The sequence below is a fragment of the Kitasatospora sp. NPDC093102 genome (assembly GCF_040683915.1).
In the GTDB taxonomy this organism is placed as follows: domain Bacteria; phylum Actinomycetota; class Actinomycetes; order Streptomycetales; family Streptomycetaceae; genus Kitasatospora.
In genome coordinates this window covers 404,813-421,847 of the sequence record NZ_JBFBFA010000002.1, presented here as the reverse complement: position 1 = coordinate 421,847, position 17,035 = coordinate 404,813, and the positions used below count along the sequence as shown (strand labels likewise).

Annotated in this window: 18 protein-coding genes and 1 pseudogene; 6 read left to right on the top strand and 13 right to left on the bottom strand. The window is 73.8% G+C overall.

All coding sequences use genetic code 11. The annotated features are described in order from the left end of the window. Positions 1-33: 33 nt before the first annotated feature. The 3 genes and pseudogenes from AB0O11_RS05245 to AB0O11_RS05235 form a co-directional block, all read left to right on the top strand. Positions 34-1,023 (top strand): annotated as a pseudogene (locus AB0O11_RS05245) (WYL domain-containing protein); the annotation flags it as partial. Positions 1,024-1,085: 62 nt separating this feature from the next. After that, complete coding sequence (locus tag AB0O11_RS05240) at positions 1,086-1,730, top strand: TIGR03085 family metal-binding protein (protein ID WP_363381825.1); 645 nt, start codon at positions 1,086-1,088, stop codon at positions 1,728-1,730. A gap of 179 nt (positions 1,731-1,909) precedes the next feature. After that, entirely contained in the window at positions 1,910-2,689 is a 780-nt protein-coding gene (locus AB0O11_RS05235; RefSeq protein WP_363381823.1) for a VOC family protein, read from the top strand. Between the two features lie 67 nt (positions 2,690-2,756). On the opposite strand, the gene hisF is transcribed toward AB0O11_RS05235, so the two are convergent. The 8 genes from hisF to hisD are packed head-to-tail and all read right to left on the bottom strand — an operon-like array spanning position 2,757 to position 8,557. Beyond that, positions 2,757-3,527: an imidazole glycerol phosphate synthase subunit HisF gene (gene hisF / locus AB0O11_RS05230; protein ID WP_363381822.1), complete on the bottom strand. Its 771-nt coding sequence runs from the start codon at positions 3,525-3,527 to the stop codon at positions 2,757-2,759. Then, positions 3,524-3,955: a RidA family protein gene (locus AB0O11_RS05225; protein WP_224280627.1), complete on the bottom strand. Its 432-nt coding sequence runs from the start codon at positions 3,953-3,955 to the stop codon at positions 3,524-3,526. Before AB0O11_RS05225 ends, hisF begins: the two co-directional genes overlap by 4 nt. After that, complete coding sequence (gene priA / locus AB0O11_RS05220; RefSeq protein ID WP_363382032.1) at positions 3,952-4,677, bottom strand: bifunctional 1-(5-phosphoribosyl)-5-((5-phosphoribosylamino)methylideneamino)imidazole-4-carboxamide isomerase/phosphoribosylanthranilate isomerase PriA; 726 nt, start codon at positions 4,675-4,677, stop codon at positions 3,952-3,954. The genes AB0O11_RS05225 and priA overlap by 4 nt, the downstream gene beginning before the upstream one ends. Positions 4,678-4,694: 17 nt before the next feature. Continuing rightward, positions 4,695-5,330 (bottom strand): imidazole glycerol phosphate synthase subunit HisH, encoded by a 636-nt coding sequence (hisH, locus tag AB0O11_RS05215; protein ID WP_363381820.1) that lies wholly within the window; start codon positions 5,328-5,330, stop codon positions 4,695-4,697. Between the two features lie 37 nt (positions 5,331-5,367). Continuing rightward, positions 5,368-5,520 (bottom strand): hypothetical protein, encoded by a 153-nt coding sequence (locus tag AB0O11_RS05210; protein ID WP_363381818.1) that lies wholly within the window; start codon positions 5,518-5,520, stop codon positions 5,368-5,370. Beyond that, positions 5,517-6,110 (bottom strand): imidazoleglycerol-phosphate dehydratase HisB, encoded by a 594-nt coding sequence (gene hisB, locus AB0O11_RS05205; protein ID WP_049650368.1) that lies wholly within the window; start codon positions 6,108-6,110, stop codon positions 5,517-5,519. Before hisB ends, AB0O11_RS05210 begins: the two co-directional genes overlap by 4 nt. A 6-nt stretch (positions 6,111-6,116) precedes the next feature. Then, positions 6,117-7,217 (bottom strand): histidinol-phosphate transaminase, encoded by a 1,101-nt coding sequence (locus AB0O11_RS05200; protein ID WP_363382030.1) that lies wholly within the window; start codon positions 7,215-7,217, stop codon positions 6,117-6,119. A 5-nt stretch (positions 7,218-7,222) separates the two neighbouring features. Then, entirely contained in the window at positions 7,223-8,557 is a 1,335-nt protein-coding gene (hisD, locus tag AB0O11_RS05195; protein WP_363381816.1) for a histidinol dehydrogenase, read from the bottom strand. Positions 8,558-8,648: 91 nt separating this feature from the next. Here hisD and AB0O11_RS05190 point away from each other — a divergent pair, with 91 nt between their 5' ends. Genes AB0O11_RS05190 through ybaK form a run of 3 tightly spaced genes read left to right on the top strand, consistent with a single transcriptional unit; the run spans position 8,649 to position 11,525 of the window. Beyond that, positions 8,649-10,229, top strand: coding sequence for an oxidoreductase (locus AB0O11_RS05190; protein WP_363381815.1), 1,581 nt, complete (start codon positions 8,649-8,651; stop codon positions 10,227-10,229). A gap of 49 nt (positions 10,230-10,278) precedes the next feature. Further along, a complete protein-coding gene (locus tag AB0O11_RS05185) occupies positions 10,279-11,007 on the top strand; it encodes an LON peptidase substrate-binding domain-containing protein (protein WP_363381813.1) in 729 nt (242 codons plus the stop codon). A 23-nt stretch (positions 11,008-11,030) separates the two neighbouring features. Beyond that, positions 11,031-11,525, top strand: coding sequence for a Cys-tRNA(Pro) deacylase (ybaK, locus tag AB0O11_RS05180; protein ID WP_363381811.1), 495 nt, complete (start codon positions 11,031-11,033; stop codon positions 11,523-11,525). 78 nt (positions 11,526-11,603) lie between these two features. Here ybaK and AB0O11_RS05175 read toward each other — a convergent pair whose 3' ends face one another. From AB0O11_RS05175 to AB0O11_RS05155, 5 genes are all read right to left on the bottom strand, one after another. Beyond that, complete coding sequence (locus tag AB0O11_RS05175) at positions 11,604-12,353, bottom strand: hypothetical protein (protein WP_363381809.1); 750 nt, start codon at positions 12,351-12,353, stop codon at positions 11,604-11,606. A gap of 132 nt (positions 12,354-12,485) precedes the next feature. Continuing rightward, positions 12,486-13,295, bottom strand: coding sequence for an ABC transporter permease (locus AB0O11_RS05170; protein WP_363381808.1), 810 nt, complete (start codon positions 13,293-13,295; stop codon positions 12,486-12,488). Next, positions 13,292-14,290 carry an ABC transporter ATP-binding protein gene (locus tag AB0O11_RS05165; RefSeq protein WP_363381807.1) on the bottom strand — a complete coding sequence of 333 codons (999 nt, stop codon included), beginning with the start codon at positions 14,288-14,290 and terminating at the stop codon, positions 13,292-13,294. Before AB0O11_RS05165 ends, AB0O11_RS05170 begins: the two co-directional genes overlap by 4 nt. A 79-nt stretch (positions 14,291-14,369) precedes the next feature. Continuing rightward, on the bottom strand, positions 14,370-15,671 hold the full coding sequence (locus AB0O11_RS05160) for an NYN domain-containing protein (RefSeq protein WP_363381805.1): 1,302 nt from the start codon (positions 15,669-15,671) through the stop codon (positions 14,370-14,372). A gap of 302 nt (positions 15,672-15,973) precedes the next feature. Next, a complete protein-coding gene (locus AB0O11_RS05155) occupies positions 15,974-17,002 on the bottom strand; it encodes an aspartate-semialdehyde dehydrogenase (RefSeq protein WP_363381804.1) in 1,029 nt (342 codons plus the stop codon). Between the last annotated feature and the right edge of the window lie 33 nt (positions 17,003-17,035).

Sequence of the window (17,035 nt, the reverse complement as noted above, 5' to 3'; positions counted from 1 at the left end):
GACAGGCGGCGACGGCCACCGCTCCCGGCGACAATGGTGCGGGGCCCGGACCACCGGACCCACGACCAGAGCGGACGACCGGGAGGGAGCGACGTGCGGGCGAGCCGGACCATCGCGCTGCTGCTCCTCCTCCAGGCCCGGCGGACGATGACCGCCCCGGAGCTCGCGGCCGAGCTGGAGGTCTCCGAGCGCACCGTGCAACGGGACGTCGCCGCCCTGGTCGAGGCCGGCGTGCCGGTGTACGCCGAACGCGGCCGCGGCGGGGGCTACCGGCTCGTCGACGGCTACCGCACCCGCCTCACCGGCCTCGAACGCGCCGAGGCCGAGGTGCTGCACCTGGCCGGGCTCCCCGGTCCGCTGCGCGACATGGGCCTGGCGGGGCACGCCCTCGCCGCACGGCTGAAGGTCGCCGCCGCCGTGGGCGACGCCCCCGCGGTCGCCGTCCAGCGGTTCCACCTGGACGCACCGGCCTGGTTCCGCGAGGCCGAGCCCCCGCCGCTGCTCGCCGAGGTGTCGCGCGCCGTGTGGGAGGACCGGGTGCTCCACGCCCGCTACACGGCGCGCGGCGGCACCCGGAAGCGGCGGCTGGAGCCGTACGGCCTGGTGCTGAAGGCCGGGCAGTGGTACGTCGCGGCGCGCGGCCCGTCCGGCCGGGTCGGCTCGTACCGGGTCGACCGCTTCGAGACCGCCGAGGCCGGCGACGAACGGTTCGAGCGCGACCCGGAGTTCGACCTCGCGGGCTACTGGGCCGCGGCGGCGCGGGAGTTCACCCGCGCCATGCTGCGCGAGCGGGCGGTGGTGCGGCTGAGCCCGGCCGCCGTCGACAACCTGGCCGTCCTGCTGGAGCCGACCGCCGCCGACGACGCCCTCGCTACCGCGGGCCCCCCGGACACCGACGGCTGGGTCACCGTGAGCCTGCCGGTCGAGACCTGGGACATCGGCTACTTCGAGCTGCTCCGCCTCGGCCCGGAGGCCGAGGTCCTCCACCCGCCCGAGCTCCGCGCCCGCCTGGCCGAGGCGACCCGCCGCGCCGCCGCCCTCTACATCCGACCGGCCCCACAAGCGACGGGCCCTAGGCTGGTGCCATGTCGAACCACGCCCTCGCCGAACGCCACCGCCTCGCCCAACTCCTCACCGCCGCAGGCCCGGACGCCCCCACCCTCTGCGCCGGCTGGACCACCCGGGACCTCGCCGCCCACCTGGTGATCCGGGAGCGTCGCCCCGACGCGGCGGCGGGCATCAGGATCACCGCCCTGGCTGCCCGGACCCGGCGGGTGCAGGACGACTACGCCGCGCGGCCGTACGAGGAACTGATCCGTCTCTTCCGCTCCGGCCCGCCGGTCTACTCCCCCTTCGCCCTGCCCGGTGCGGACGAGGCGGCCAACACCGTCGAGTACTTCGTGCACGCCGAGGACGTCCTGCGCGCGGTCGAGGACTGGGCCCCCCAGCCCGTCCCGCCCGGCCGCGCCGAGGCCCTGTGGCGCCGCCTCCCCATGATCGCCCGCTTCGAGGCCGGCCGCCGCTCCCCCGTCCGCCTGGTCCTCACCCGCCCTGACGGCCAGTCCCTCACCGTCGGCTCCGCCGGCGCCCCCACCGTCCGCATCACCGGCGACCCGGGCGAACTGGTCCTCTTCACCTACGGCCGCGGCGCCCGCACCACCCTCACTGTCGACGGCGCCCCGGACGCCGTCGAGGCCCTCCGTCACGTCCTGCCACTGCCCCCGAAGTAGGGCGCCGAGAGATACGGAAGAGACACCGCTGCCCCCTCCTCGGGCCGCCGCCCCGCTGCGGTCGCCGGTGCCCGGGTGCGGTCGTCGGCGCCCGGGTGCAGACTCGCAGGTGGCCGGGCGGGGGCGTGTGCACGCCCGACGGAACCGTCCCGGTCACTCTCCGTCGAAGGGCGCCCTCCATGCTCACCACCGCCTTCCCCATCGGCTCGCCCTGCTGGCTCGACCTGGGCAGCCCGGACATCCCCGCCACCGCCCGGTTCTACGGCCAGGTCTTCGGCTGGACCTTCCAGGAGATCCCCGATGCCATGGGCTACGGCTTCGTCCAGCTGAACGGGAGGACGGTCGGCGCGATCGGCGCGCTCAACGAGGGTGACCGGTCCTCCTGGACGACGTACTTCCGCAGCGCCGACGCGGACGCCACCGCCAACGCCGCCCGGCAGGCCGGCGGCCAGGTCCTGGTCGAGCCGATGGAGGTCATGCAGGAGGGCCGGCTGGCCCAGTTCGCGGACCCGCAGGGCGCCCGGTTCGCCGTCTGGCAGGCCGGCGACACCAAGGGGCTGGACACCGTCTCCGAGGAGGGCTCCCTGGTCTGGGCGGAGCTGCACACCTCCGACCAGGACGGCGCCTTCACCTTCTACCGGCAGCTGTTCGGCTGGCGGGCGGAGAACTTCGAGCCGTCGCCGGGCATGACCTACCGGGTGGTCTCCACCGCCGAGGGCGACCAGCGGGCCACCGGTTTCGGCGGCATCGCCCCGACCATGTCCCCGGAGCAGCCCTCCGCCTGGACGCCGTACTTCGCGACCGAGGACGTGGACGCGCGGGTGGCCAGGGCGACGGCGGCCGGCGGCTCGGTGCTGATGCCGGCCTCGGACGTGGAGAACGTCGGCCGGCTCGCCTGGCTGGCGGACCCGAACGGCGCCCCGTTCGCCCTGATCCACGGCGAACCGCGGGAGTCGTGAGAACCGTGCGAACACGGGAGGGCCCGCCACGCACCGGCGCAGCGGGCCCTCGAACCGTACGCAGCGGTCACCGCACCGGGTGCCCGGCCTCCCGCAGCGCGCTCTTGACCTCGCCGATCCGCAGGTCCCCGAAGTGGAACACGCTGGCGGCGAGCACCGCGTCCGCGCCCGCGTCGACGGCGGGCGCGAAGTCCGCGAGCTTGCCCGCGCCGCCGGAGGCGATCACCGGCACGGAGACGGTCCTGCGCACGGCCCGGATCATGTCCAGGTCGTAGCCGTCCTTGGTGCCGTCCGCGTCCATCGAGTTGAGCAGGATCTCGCCGGCCCCCAACTCGGCGGCGCGGCCCGCCCATTCGACGGCGTCGAGGCCGGTGCCCTGGCGGCCGCCGTGCGTGGTGACCTCGTAGCCCGAACCGGTCTCGGTGCCGGGCGGGCAGCGCCGGGCGTCCACCGAGAGGACCAGCACCTGCCGCCCGAACCGCTTGGCGATCTCGCGGATCAGCTCCGGCCGCGCGATGGCGGCCGTGTTGACGCCCACCTTGTCGGCGCCGGCCCGCAGCAGCTTGTCGACGTCGTCGACGGCGCGGATGCCGCCGCCCACCGTCAGCGGGATGAAGACCTGTTCGGCAGTGCGGCGGACCACGTCGTAGGTGGTCTCCCGGTCGCCGGAGGAGGCGGTGATGTCGAGGAAGGTCAGCTCGTCGGCGCCTTCGGCGTCGTAGAGCTTGGCCATCTCGACCGGGTCGCCGGCGTCGCGCAGGTTCTGGAAGTTCACGCCCTTGACCACCCGCCCGGCGTCCACGTCCAGGCAGGGGATGACACGTACTGCGAGGGTCACGGCTGTTTGCCTTCCAGGGTCTTTGCCAGCCCGGATCGGTAGGCGTCGAGCTCGACCTCGACCATCATCCGGGAGTCGATCAGGCCCTCGACCACCACCATGGTGGCCACCGGGCGTGCGGCGTCGAAGAGTTCGCGGTGGGCTCGGCCCACCTCCTCGGCGTCGCGGACATGGGTGATGTACATCCGGGTGCGGACCACGTCGTCCACGGTCAGACCGTACGCGGCCAGGGCCTGGAGCCCGACGCCGAACGCGGCGAGGGCCTGCCGGTACGGGTCGCCCTCGTGCTCGATCCGGCCGTCCACCCAGGCGGTGGAGCCGGCCACGTGCACGTGGTCGCCCGCGGCGACCGCCCGGGAGTAGCCGAACTCGTCCTCCCAGGGCGAGAACCCGCCGACCCTGCCGCGTACGATCGGACCGTCCGTCATCCTGAAACCGCCTCCAGGGCCTCTTCGAGGGTGAACTTCTGCTCGTAGAGTGCCTTGCCCACGATGGCGCCCTCGACACCCTCACCGACGAGCGAGGCGATGGCGCGCAGGTCGTCCAGCGAGGAGACGCCGCCGGAGGCGACCACGGGCTTGTCCGTCGCGGCGCAGACGTCGCGCAGCAGCTGGAGGTTGGGGCCGGTCAGCGTGCCGTCCCGGTTGACGTCGGTGACGACGTAGCGGGCGCAGCCCTCCTGGTCGAGGCGCTCCAGCACGTCGAAGAGCTGGCCGCCGTCGCGGGTCCAGCCGCGGCCGCGCAGGGTGGTGCCGACCACGTCCAGGCCGACGGCGATCTTGTCGCCGTGCTCGGCGATGGCCCTGGCGACCCACTCCGGGGCCTCCAGGGCGGCGGTGCCGAGGTTGACCCGGGTGCAGCCGGTGGCGAGCGCGCGGGCCAGCGACTCGTCGTCGCGGATGCCGCCGGACAGCTCGACCTTGATGTCCAGCTGTCCGGTGACCTCGCGCAGCAGCTCGTAGTTGCTGCCTGTCCCGAAAGCAGCGTCCAGGTCGACCAGGTGCAGCCACTCGGCGCCGGCGTTCTGCCAGGCGAGGGCGGCGGCCAGCGGCTCGCCGAAGGAGGTCTCGGTGCCGGAGGCGCCCTTGACCAGGCGGACGGCCTGACCGTCCCGGACGTCGACGGCGGGCAGCAGTTCGAGGCTCATCAGATCCAACTCTCAGACAGTCAGAGGGTGTTGACCCAGTTGGTCAGCAGGGCGGCGCCGGCGTCGCCGGACTTCTCGGGGTGGAACTGGGTGGCCCACAGCGGGCCGTTCTCGACGGCCGCGACGAACGGGTGCCCGTGGGTGGCCCAGGTGACCAGCGGCGGGTTGATCCGCGCGCTGTGGGTCTCCAGCTCCCAGTGCCGCACGCCGTAGGAGTGCACGAAGTAGAAGCGGGTCTGCGGGTCGAGGCCGGCGAACATCCGGCTCTCCTCGGGCGCGTCCACGGTGTTCCAGCCCATGTGCGGGACGACCGGGGCCTCCAGCGGCTCCACGGTGCCCGGCCACTCGTCGCAGCCGGCGGTCTCCACGCCGTGCTCGACCCCCTTCTCGAAGAGGATCTGCATGCCGACGCAGATGCCCATGACCGGCCGGCCCCCGGCGAGCCGGCGGCCGATGATCCAGTCCCCGCGGACGGACTTGAGCCCGCGCATGCAGGCCTCGAAGGCGCCCACGCCGGGGACGAGCAGGCCGTCCGCGGCCATCGCGGTGTCGTAGTCGGAGCTGACGGTGACGTCCGCTCCGGTCCGCTCCAGGGCGCGCTGCGCCGAGCGGAGGTTGCCGGAGCCGTAGTCGAGGACGACGACGTTCTTGCCCATGTTCAGGTGTCCAGTCTCTATGCGGCGGGCGGCGGGTCTACAGGCGCATGAGGCCGGAGGCCAGGCACATCACGGAGCCGAAGGCGAGCACCAGGATGACGCTCTTCGACTGCTTCTGCTTCCAGAAGGAGATGACTCCGCCGGCCAGGAAGAGGCCGACGAAGATGAGGATCATCGCAGTATTGCTCACAGCGCACCCTTGGTCGACGGGAGGATTCCGGCCGCGCGCGGGTCGCGCTCGGCGGCGTAGCGCAGCGCCCGGGCCAGCGCCTTGAACTGGCACTCCACGATGTGGTGCGCGTTGCGCCCGTACGGCACGTGGACGTGCAGCGCGATCTGGGCCTGGGCCACGAAGGACTCCAGGATGTGCCGGGTCATCGTGGTGTCGTACGAGCCGATCATCGGCGCGATGCCTTCGGGCTCGGTGTGCACCAGGTACGGCCGGCCGGAGAGGTCCACGGTGACCTGGGCGAGCGACTCGTCCAGCGGCACCGTGCAGTTGCCGAAGCGGTAGATGCCCACCTTGTCGCCGAGCGCCTGCTTGAAGGCGGCGCCGAGCGCGAGGGCGGTGTCCTCGATGGTGTGGTGGGTGTCGATGTGCAGGTCGCCGTCGGTCTTGACGGTGAGGTCGAACAGGCCGTGCCGGCCGAGCTGGTCGAGCATGTGGTCGTAGAAGCCGACGCCCGTGGAGATGTCGGTCCTCCCGGTGCCGTCGAGGTCTATCTCGACCAGGACCGAGGTCTCCTTGGTGGTGCGCTCGACGCGTCCGATGCGGGACATGGGGGGTTACAGCTCCTTGATCACGGTGCGGACGGCGTCCAGGAAGGCGTCGTTCTCGGCCGGCGTGCCGGCGGTGACCCGCAGCCACCCGGGGACGCCGTTGTCGCGGACCAGGACGCCCTGGTCGAGGATGGCCTGCCACACCGCGCGGGTGTCGGAGAAACGGCCGAACTGGACGAAGTTGGCGTCCGAGTCGGTGACCTCCAGGCCCATCCCGCGCAGCGCGTCGACCAGCCGGTCGCGCTCCTCCTTGAGCCGCCCGACGTACCCGAGCAGGGTGTCGGTGTGCTCCAGGCAGGCCAGCGCGGTGGCCTGGGTGACGGCCGACAGGTGGTACGGCAGGCGCACCAGCTGCACCGCGTCCACCACGGCCGGGTCGGCGGCCAGGTAGCCCAGGCGCAGCCCGGCCGCGCCGAAGGCCTTGGACATGGTGCGGCTGACCACCAGGTCGGGGCGGCCCTCGATCAGCGGCAGCAGCGAGGCGCGGTGCGAGAACTCGACGTACGCCTCGTCCACCACCACCAGGCTGGGCCGGGCGGCCTGCGCGGCCTCGTACAGCCGCAGCACGGTGTCGGCGTCCACGGCGGTGCCGGTCGGGTTGTTCGGCGAGCAGATGAAGACCACGTTCGGCCGGTGCTCCGCGATGGCGGCGACAGCGGCGTCCACGTCGATGGTGAAGTCCTCGTTGCGCGGGCCGGAGATCCAGGCGGTGCCGGTGCCCCGGGAGATCAGCGCGTGCATCGAGTACGAGGGCTCGAAGCCGAGCGCGCTGCGGCCGGGGCCGCCGAAGGTCTGCAGCAGCTGCTGGAGCACCTCGTTGGAGCCGTTGGCGGCCCACACCTGCTCACGCCGGACCGGGAAGCCGGTGGTCTTCCCGAGGTACGCGGCGAGGCCCTCGCGCAGCTCGACCGCGTCCCGGTCGGGGTAGCGGTTCAGCCCGCGGGCGGCCTCGGCGACGCGCTCGGCGATCCGGGCCACCAGCTCCTCGGGCAGCGGGTACGGGTTCTCGTTGGTGTTCAGCTGGACGGGCACGTCCAGCTGCGGCGCGCCGTACGGGGACTGGCCGCGCAGCTCGTCCCGGATGGGCAGGTCGTCGATGCGAGTCACAGGAGTCACGAGCCCGACACCGTCCAGTCGCTGTGCCAGTTCCGTTCGTCTCCGACGAACCGTGCCTTGATCGCGTCCCCGTGCCCCGGCAGGTCTTCCGCGTTCGCCAGGGTGACCACGTGCGCGGCGACGCCCGCGAGCGCGTCCCGGTCGTACTCGACGACCTGGACGCCGCGCAGGAAGGTCTGCACCGACAGCCCGGAGGAGTGGCAGGCGCAGCCGCCGGTCGGCAGCACGTGGTTGGAGCCGGCCGCGTAGTCGCCCAGCGAGACCGGGGTCCAACGGCCGATGAAGATCGCGCCGGCGTTGACCACCCGGGCCGCCACCGCGTGCGGGTCGCGGGTCTGGATCTCCAGGTGCTCGGCCGCGTACGCGTTGACCACGGCGAGGCCCTGCTCCAGGCCGTCGACCAGGATGATGCCGGACTGCTTGCCGCCCAGCGCCTCGGCCACCCGCTCGCCGTGCTTGGTCTTCGCGACCTGCACGGCCAGCTCGGCCTCGACGGCGTCGGCCAGCGCCGGGGAGTCGGTGACCAGCACCGAGCCGGAGGTCGGGCCGTGCTCGGCCTGGCTGATCAGGTCGGCGGCGACGTCGCTCGGCAGCGCGCTGTCGTCGGCGAGGACGGCGATCTCGGTCGGGCCGGCCTCCGAGTCGATGCCGATCCGGCCGGCGAAGTAGCGCTTGGCGGCGGCCACGTAGATGTTGCCGGGGCCGGTGACCATGTTCACCGGCTCGCACTCCTCGGTGCCGAGGGCGAACATCGCGACCGCCTGGGCGCCGCCGACGGCGTAGACCTCGTCCACACCAAGCAGGGCGCAGGCCGCCAGGACGGTCGGGTGGACCCGGCCTCCGAACGCCTTCTGCGGCGGCGAGGTGACCGCGATGCCCTTCACGCCCGCCTCCTGGGCCGGCACCACGTTCATCACCACGGAGGACGGGTAGACCGCCAGCCCGCCCGGCACGTACAGGCCGACCCGCTCGACCGGCACCCAGCGCTGGGTGACCGTGCCGCCCGGCACCACCTGGGTGGTGTGCCCGGTGCGGCGCTGGTCGGCGTGCACGGCGCGGGCCCGGCGGATCGACTCCTCCAGTGCGGCCCGCACCTTCGGGTCCAGCGTCTCCAGCGCCGCGGTCAGCTGCGCGGCCGGAACCCTGGTCGACTCCAGCCGGACGCCGTCGAAGCGCTCGGTGATCTCGATCAGCGCCGCGACCCCGCGATGGCGTACGTCCTCGGCGATCGGCCGCACCTTCTCCAGGGCGGCCGCGACGTCGAACTCGGCACGGGGCAGCAGGTCACGCGGGTCGTCCAGCGAGCCGCGGAGGTCGATTCGAGAGATCACGCCACCCAGTGTAAGGAGTGGCCGGAACCGCTGGTCCCGCATTTCAGTCCGTGATACGAAGGGCGAGACGACCGGGGGGACGGGGGAAACCATGGCGGAGCGCGCTCCGGAGGGCTGGGACGGGGTCGAGCAGAGGCTCTGGGAGGCCTACCGCCAGGGCGAAATCCTGGACCTGCGGACCGGCGAGGCGGACACCGACGACCCCTTCGGCGACGCCCTCTGGGGCCCCGAGCGCACCGTCCGCGCCGAGGTGCTCGCCCACCTGCTGCTGGCCGGCCCGAAGCCCGCTCCCGGGCGGGTCGCCTCGCTGCGGCTCAGCGGTGTTCTGGTCACCGGCCCGCTCACGCTGGCCGGCGCCACCATCGACCGCTACGTCGAGCTCCAGGGCTGCCGCTTCGAGCAGAAGATCCTCATCTCCGAGGCCGCGGCCTCGACGCTGCGCTTCGTGAGCTGCCTGATACCCCGGCTGGAGGCCTCCCGGCTCTCCACCACCGGCGACCTCCACCTGGCCCGCTGCCGCGTCCCCGAGGGCATCCGGCTCACCGACTCCAAGATCGGCACCGACCTGCTGCTCAACCAGACCGTGGTCGGCGGCGACCGCTACGCCCGCGCCATCTCCGCCGACGGGATCACCGTCAACCAGGACTTCGAGGCCGAACGCCTGGAGACGAACGGCGAGTTGAGCATACGCACGGCCCGCATAGGCGGCCGGCTCTCGCTGCGCGGCGCCCAGCTGCGCGCCGTCCCGCAGAAGAACCGCGTCTGCCTCAACGCCGTGCGCGTCAACGTCGGCCACACCCTCTACCTGACCGGCTCCGCCGACGGCGGCTGGGCCGACTCCCGCGGCTACTACGGCTCCGGCTATGGCCGGGTCCCGGCGCCCGACGGTCCCATCACCCCGTTCCGCGCCTGGGGCCAGGTCCGCCTCTCCGACTCCCGCTTCGACAGCGCCTGCCTGATCTCCGGCGAGTTCCACCTGGAGGGTGACGACGAACTCTCCCTGCGCCGCATCCAGACCCCCGAACTGCGCTTCTCCTGCAAGTCCCGTCCCACCGGCAAGGTCTCGCTCTCCCGCGCCCGGGTCGGCAACCTGGTCGACGACCCGCAGGCCTGGCCGCTGGGCAGGCACCTGGGCCTCACCGGCTTCGTGTACGAGAACCTGCGCCCGATCAAGCCCTTCACCATCCAGCAGCGGATCGCCTGGCTGGAGGGCTCCTCGGTGGACTTCCAGCCCGAGTCCTACGAGCAGCTCGCCGCCGCCCTGCGGCGCGACGGCGCCGACGACGACGCCCGCGAGGTGCTCTACGCCAAGCAGCGCCGGCGCCGCCGGACCCTGCCGCTGCCCGCCCGGGTCTGGGGCGCGGTCCAGGACGCCACCGTCGGCTACGGCTACCGTCCGGGCCGGGCCGGCCTGTGGCTGCTGCTCGCCTGGGTCCTCGGCAGCATCTGGTTCGCCACCCACCCGCTGGAGCCGCTCAAGGCCGACGAGCGCCCGCACTGGAGCCCGGTGCTCTACACCCTCAACCAGCTGCTGCCGATCGTGGACCTCAACCAGGGCGGCTGGAACCCCGGCGGCCTCACCCAGTGGATCTCCGCCGGGCTGGTCGTCATCGGCTGGCTGCTCGCCTCCACCGTCGTCGCCGGCGCCACCCGGATGCTCCAGCGCGGTTGACCGTCAACCGCGCGACAAGGCCCCCGTCCGGGGAACTACGCTGTCCGCCGTGACAGAACGGCTGCCGCTCTTCCCGATGAACACCGTGCTCTACCCGGGCCTGGTGCTGCCCCTGAACGTCTTCGAGGAGCGCTACCGCCGTCTCGTCGCCGACCTGCTCGAACAGTCCGAGGACACCCCCCGGCGGTTCGGCGTGCTCGCGATCAGGGACGGCCGGGGGGTCGCTCCGGTCAGGCCCGCGGAGGGCCCGGCCGGTCCGCTGGACGGCCTCGGCACCGTCACCGGGGACCCGCTGGAGGCGATCTTCCACATCGGCTGCGTCGCCGACGTCGCCTCCGTCCAGCACCAGCCGGACGGCCGCTACGAGCTGCTGGTCACCGGCACCACCCGGTTCCGGCTGGGCTCGGTGGACGCCTCCGGCCCGTACCTGACCGGCGAGATCGAGCCGATCGAGGAGCGACCCGGCGAGGGTTCCGGCGCGCTGGCCTCCGAGGTCGAGCGGGCGTTCCGGGTCTACCAGAAGCGCCTGGCCGGTGCCCGCGAGGCCAGCACCGTCGGTCACCAGGACCTCCCGGACGACCCCCAGGTGCTCTCCTACCTGGTCGCCGCCGCCTCGGTGTTCGAGACGCCGGTCAAGCAGCAGCTGCTCGCCTGCCCGGACACCGCCCAGCGGCTGCGCGCCGAACTCGACCTGCTGCGCCGCGAGACCGCCGTCCTCAGCTGGCTGCCCTCGCTGCCCGCCGTCGACCTCACCCGCCAGTCCTTCAGCCCCAACTGACCGAGGACCCCCGAGGACCCCGCATGGCCAAGAAGACCAGGAAGGGCGGCCAGGGCACACCCGCCACCGTCGCCCTGGAAGCCGCCGCCGTCCCGTTCACCGTGCACGCCTACGACCACGACCCGGCCGCCGCCTCCTACGGCGGCGAGGCCGCCGAGGTGCTCGGCATCGCCCCCGAGCGGGTCTTCAAGACCCTCGTCGCCGACGTGGACGGCACCCTCACGGTCGGCGTGGTCCCGGTCGCCGGCCAGCTCGACCTCAAGGCCCTGGCGGCGGCCGTCGGCGGCAAGCGCGCCGCCATGGCCGACCCGGCCGCCGCCGAGCGCAGCAGCGGTTACGTCCGCGGCGGCATCTCACCGCTGGGCCAGCGCCGCCCGCTGCGCACCGTCGTCGACGCCAGCGCGCTCGGCCACCCCACCATCTACGTCTCGGCGGGCCGCCGCGGCCTCGAAGTCGAACTCGCCCCCGCCGACCTCGTCTCCCTCACCGGGGCCCGCACCGCCCCCATCGCCCGCTGAGAACACCCCGCGCCCTCACCGCAGGGGCGCGGGAGCCGCCGTGCGGGGCGGAAGGCACCGCCCCGCACCCGGCGACGCTCAGTGCCCCGGACCGCTGCCCGTCTCCGTACCGCTGCCCGTCTCCGTACCGGGCCCGTCCCACGGCCCCGCCGGAGCCCCCGCCGGAGACGCCCCCGCGGGAGCCCCCCAGTACGGCGGCGGGTCCTCCTCCCGCTTCCCGAACGCGGCCGAGAGCATGAGCAGCACCACCATCGCCGTCATCGGCCACACCAGCAGCGCCCCCAGCGCCCCCAGGTCGATGCTCGCGTCGAAGTGCCCGCCGTCACCGACCCTCCGGGCCTCACCGATCAGGTCGCTGCTCGGCCCGAGCCACCGCCCGATCCGCCAGGCCCCGATCGATCCGAGCAGCCCGCCGATGGTCAGCCCCAGCGCGACGGAGATGCCTCCGCCGCGCCGCCGGGTGACCAGGAAGGCCCCGAGCGCGGTCACGATCCCGGCCCCCAGGCCGATGAGCACGAACAGCGCGTCGGCCCCGGCCCGCTGCTCCCCTTCGGGGTCTGCGTAGAGGATGCGGTCCCCGTCCACCACCAGCGGCACCTTCGGCGCCAGCCAGGCCCACAGCCCGGCCACCACCAGGCCGGCCACCAGGCAGGCGATCACGACCCCCGCCCCGACCCGGACCTCCGGCAGCAGCCGCTGCCCCAGCGGGGTCGTCCCGTGCCCGAGGGCGGTGACCCCCTGCGGAGGCGCGAACGGGTCGGACGCTGCGTCCGGCACCGCCTGCACGTCGGCGGGCGCGGGATCCGGAGGTGTGTTCGGTACGGTCACAGGCCCCATCGTTTCACGACGGCCACTCGAACGACCCACCACACCCACTCGGCGCCCTGCCACGAAACGGCCTGCCCGGAAACGCCACGCCACGAAACGGCCCGGCACGAAACGGCCCGACCGGGAAACGGCCTACCGCGAGACCGCGCGCCGGTACGCCCACGTGGCGACGGCCAGCGACACCACGCCCACCCCGGCGCAGACCGCCAGGTCCCCGAGGACCAGCGCCCAGTCCGGATCCGGCGTGAAGGTCCGCGCGAAGGCGTCCACCCCGTACGTGGACGGCAGCAGGTCCCGCAGCCACTGCACCGGCTGCGGCAGGTGGGCCACCGGCAGCACGCCCAGCAGCAGGGCGGCCGACATCCCGAGCTGTCCGAGCATCGTCGCGATCTCCTGCCGCGGTGCCAGCAGCCCGCAGGCCGCTCCCAGCCCCGACAGCGCGGCCCCGGCCAGCGGCACGACCGCCAGCAGCACCCACAGCTGCCCGAGCGGCAGCCCGAACATCACCGCCCCGATCGCCGCCGTGGCGACCGTCCCCGGCAGCGTGAAGGAGGCGTACGCGGCGGCCGCCCCCAGGACCACCGAGGCGGCCGGTACCGGCAGGGTCGCGTAGTGGTCGAGCCCGCCGGTGGCCCGCAGTTTCCCGAAGTACTGGGCGAGCAGGTTCAGCGCGACGAACGCCACCACCAGCACGCTCGACCCGGCGACCACCGACCGTGCCTCCGAGGACTGCCCGGCGTCCACCACGCCCCGCATCATCACCAGGATGCCCACGGACTGGAAGGTGGCCACGAACAGCAGCGGGATGCGCGCCACCCGCGCCCGGGCGAGCTGCGCCCGGTAGACGGCCGCGAGCGCCGGCAGCAGCCTGGCCGCGGGGGCGAGCGGGGCGGGGGCGGCCGTGGACCGGCCGGTCCGCGGGGGCACCGAGAGCAGCGTCACTTGGCCAGTCCTCCGTGGCGGCCGCCCAGCTTGAGGTAGGCGTCCTCAAGGCTCGGGGTGGCGAGGGTGAAGTCGTCGAGCGCGGCGAAGGCCGGGCCGGTGGTGACGGCGGCGACCAGTTCGCGCGCCTGCTCGGGGGTGGTGCGGATGGTCCAGCGGCGCCCGGTGCACTCGGCCCGTTCGCGCAGCGCGGCGACGGCGGGCACGCCGAGCGGCGCCTCGTCCCGCCAGACCAGGTCGAGCCGGACGTCGCCGTCCACCAGTGCCTTGAGCCCGCCGGGCGTGTCGCAGGCGATCACCCGGCCGTCGTCCACCACGGCGACCCGGTCGAGCACCGTCTCCGCCTCGATCACGTTGTGGGTGACCAGCAGCACCGTCGTCCCGTGCTCCGCGCGGCGCCGGTCCACGGCGCTCCACACGGCCCGCCGGGCGACGGGGTCCATCCCGGTGGTGGGCTCGTCCAGGACGAGCAGCGGCCGCTCCCCCACCAGGGTGGCCGCGAAGCAGGCGAGCCGCCGCTGTCCGCCGGACAGCTTGGCGAGCGGCCGGGTGGCGAGCGGCTCCAGCCCGAGTTCGGCCAGGACGTCCGCGGCCGCGCTCCGGGCCTGGGCCCGGGTGAGTCCGCGCAGCCGCCCGGTGGTCTCGGCGGCGAGCGCCACCGTCAGTTCGTCCAGCGCGGTGGATTCCTGCCCGAGGTAGCCGAGCAGCCGCGCGGCCCGCTCGGGGTGCCGCACGATGTCGTGGCCGAAGAGTTCGACGGATCCCGAGTCGGGGCGCAGCAGCCCGGTGAGCTGGCGCACCAGCGTCGACTTCCCGGCTCCGTTGGGCCCGAGCAGCCCGAAGATCTCGCCCGGCCGTACGGTGAGGCTGATCCCGTCGTTGGCCCGGATCTCGCCGGCGGCCGCGCCGCGCCCGCTGCGGTAGGTCCTGACCAGGTCGCGCACGGCCACGCACGGCAGGGGTTCCTCGGGTGCTCGCCCGGCCGTCTCGTTCACGACCGAAGACTCTACGCGCTCATACGGGCGAACCGGACAACGGGGCCCGGCTCCGACCCCGGCCGGCGGATCGGCCGGCTCAGTCGTCGACGACCATCGACCCGCCCGGCACCCGCGCCGCCAGCTCCTTCCAGAACCCCGCCCGGATGGCGTAGCGGTCGTGCTCGTCGATCTGGTCGTCCTTGTGCGCCAGCAGCCCGAAGCGGGCGGCGTAGCGCAGCAGCTCGCCGTCCACCCGGTGCGGGATGCGCGGGTAGTCGGGCCAGAGCGTGGTGAGTCTTTCGGCGTCGCCGACGCGTTCGCTCCAGCGGCGGGCGAAGACCTGCCCGACTTCGTGGGCGTCGCCGCCGATGGAGGTGATGTCCTCCTCGCGGTCGGCCCAGCGCTGCTCGGCGGTGGTGAGCTGGGCGAGGGTGGGCAGGCTGTCGCCGGCGGTGACGGCGGGCTCCGGGGCGGGCCGGTCCACCCAGCCCCGGTCGGAGGACCACCGCAGCACCGGACCGGTCTGCGCGACGGCCCCGTGCCCGTTGGTGGCGTGCCCGTTCGTGCCGTGCCCGTTGGTGCCGTGGCCGTTGCCGCCGTTCGCCACCGGGGTGATCGGGGTGACCGAGGAGGCCCGCCCGGCCAGGTCCTTCGGCGTCGGTACGACCTTGAGCGCGGCCACGGCCGGCTGCGGCCCCCCGTCGGCGGCGGGTGCGGCGCTCGCCGGGGCCTCGGGCGCGGCCGCTGGGCGGACCACCGACGGCACCACGGTGGGCAGCACGGCGGGCGGGGCGGCGAGGATCTTGGCGATCTCCTGCCGGGCCCCCTGGGCCGGGAACACGCTGGAGTGCTCGCGCAGCGAGAAGGACCCCTCGATCCACTCCCGGTCCAGCACCCGCCGCTCGTCCGCCTCGCCGACCAGGTCCTCGGACTGGTTGAAGTCGCCGTCGGCGGCCTGGAGGGCCCACAGGTGGACGGCCACCCCGTGTTCCTTGGCGGTCATCATGCCGGGCAGCAGGTCCCCGTCGCCGGTGATCAGCACGACGTCGGCGCAGGCCCGGTTGCGGGCGAGTTCGGAGAGTTCGGCGTGCATCGCGGCGTCCACGCCCTTCTGCACCCAGCGTCCCTCGGCCCGGGTGAGCGCGCCGAGCCGTACGGTGACCCGGGGCAGTACCCGCAGCCGCCGGTGCTCGGGCATCGGGCGCCGGTCGGGCGCGGCGTCGAACCAGTAGATCCGCAGCAGGGGCAGCCCGGTCTCGGCCTCGGCGCGCTCGCGCAGCGCGGTGATCAGGGCCGTGTGGTTCACGGTGACCTTGGAGCGGGACGGATCCCCCGCGAGCAGGCTGGCGGCGGCACCCAGCAGATATCCGGCGTCCACCAGGACGACACAGCGGTCCATCGCGCACCTCTTCTCGCTCGCCCTCGGAATCAGTCGGGTGGGTCGATTCGGGAATGGGCGGTCCCGCCGTCCGGGCGTGCCGAGATGAGGGGATCCCGTCGCCGCCCGATCGTTGGGTCACCTTTTACCCGCGGTTCGTCTGCCGAACCTCGCCGGTTGTCCCGGTCCGGCAACAGCCGGCCCGACGTGGAGCGACGGGCGACGCGGCGGACAGGAAGGCGGGCCCCGTTCAACGACGAGGCCCGCCAGAGGTCACGCAGCAGTGGTCCGACCGGCGGACGCCGGTGGTCGGCCGGCGGGGCTCAGCCCTTGAGCTCGGCGGCGACCAGCTCGGCCAGCTGGACGGCGTTCAGGGCGGCGCCCTTGCGCAGGTTGTCGTTCGAGACGAACAGCGACAGGCCGTTGTCCACCGTCTCGTCCACCCGGATGCGGCCGACGTAGCTCGGGTCCTGGCCGGCGGCCTGGAGCGGGGTGGGGATGTCGGACAGCTCGACGCCGGGGGCGCCGCTGAGCAGCTCGACGGCGCGCTCGGGGCTGATCGGGCGCTCGAAGCGGGCGTTGATCTGCAGCGAGTGGCCGGAGAAGACCGGGACGCGCACGCAGGTGCCGGCGACCTTCAGGGCGGGAATGCCGAGGATCTTGCGGCTCTCGTGGCGGAGCTTCTGCTCCTCGTCGGTCTCGTTGGAGCCGTCGTCCACGAGGGAGCCGGCCAGCGGGACCACGTTGAAGGCGATCGGCCGCTGGTAGACCTTGGGCTCGGGGAACTCGACGGCACCGCCGTCGTGGGCGAGCGCGGCGGCGCCGTCCACGACCTTGGCGGCCTGGTCCTGGAGCTCGGCGACGCCGGCCACACCGCTGCCGGACACGGCCTGGTAGGTGGAGACGACGAGCGCGGCCAGGCCGGCCTCCTCGTGCAGCGGGCGCAGCACGGGCATGGCGGCCATGGTGGTGCAGTTCGGGTTGGCGATGATGCCCTTGGGGCGGTCCGCGACGGCCTCGGGGTTGACCTCGGAGACGACCAGCGGGACCTCGGGGTCGCGGCGCCAGGCGGAGGAGTTGTCGATCACCACGGCACCGGCCGCGGCGACCTTGGGGGCCAGGGCCTTGGAGGTCGAACCGCCGGCCGAGAAGATCACGATGTCCAGGCCGGTGTAGTCGGCCGTGGCCGCGTCCTCGACGGTGACCTCGGTGCCCTGCCAGGGCAGCGTGCGCCCGGCCGAGCGGGCCGAGGCGAACAGCCGCAGCTGCTCCACCGGAAAGTTGCGCTCCGCCAGGATCTCGCGGACCACGCCGCCGACCTGGCCGGTGGCACCGACAATGCCGATCTTCATCTCCGACTACTCCTCTGAATGGTGCTGTTCACA

Bases quoted from the DNA above. Each gene is read 5' to 3' on its own strand.
- ybaK (WP_363381811.1), top strand. From the start codon at position 11,031: ATGGCCAAGAAGACCAGGAAGGGCGGCCAGGGCACACCCGCCACCGTC.
- hisB (WP_049650368.1), bottom strand. From the start codon at position 6,110: ATGTCCCGCATCGGACGCGTCGAGCGCACCACCAAGGAGACCTCGGTC.
- AB0O11_RS05190 (WP_363381815.1), top strand. From the start codon at position 8,649: ATGGCGGAGCGCGCTCCGGAGGGCTGGGACGGGGTCGAGCAGAGGCTC.
- AB0O11_RS05235 (WP_363381823.1), top strand. From the start codon at position 1,910: ATGCTCACCACCGCCTTCCCCATCGGCTCGCCCTGCTGGCTCGACCTG.
- AB0O11_RS05225 (WP_224280627.1), bottom strand. From the start codon at position 3,955: ATGACGGACGGTCCGATCGTACGCGGCAGGGTCGGCGGGTTCTCGCCC.
- hisH (WP_363381820.1), bottom strand. From the start codon at position 5,330: ATGGGCAAGAACGTCGTCGTCCTCGACTACGGCTCCGGCAACCTCCGC.
- AB0O11_RS05160 (WP_363381805.1), bottom strand. From the start codon at position 15,671: ATGGACCGCTGTGTCGTCCTGGTGGACGCCGGATATCTGCTGGGTGCC.
- AB0O11_RS05240 (WP_363381825.1), top strand. From the start codon at position 1,086: ATGTCGAACCACGCCCTCGCCGAACGCCACCGCCTCGCCCAACTCCTC.
- AB0O11_RS05155 (WP_363381804.1), bottom strand. From the start codon at position 17,002: ATGAAGATCGGCATTGTCGGTGCCACCGGCCAGGTCGGCGGCGTGGTC.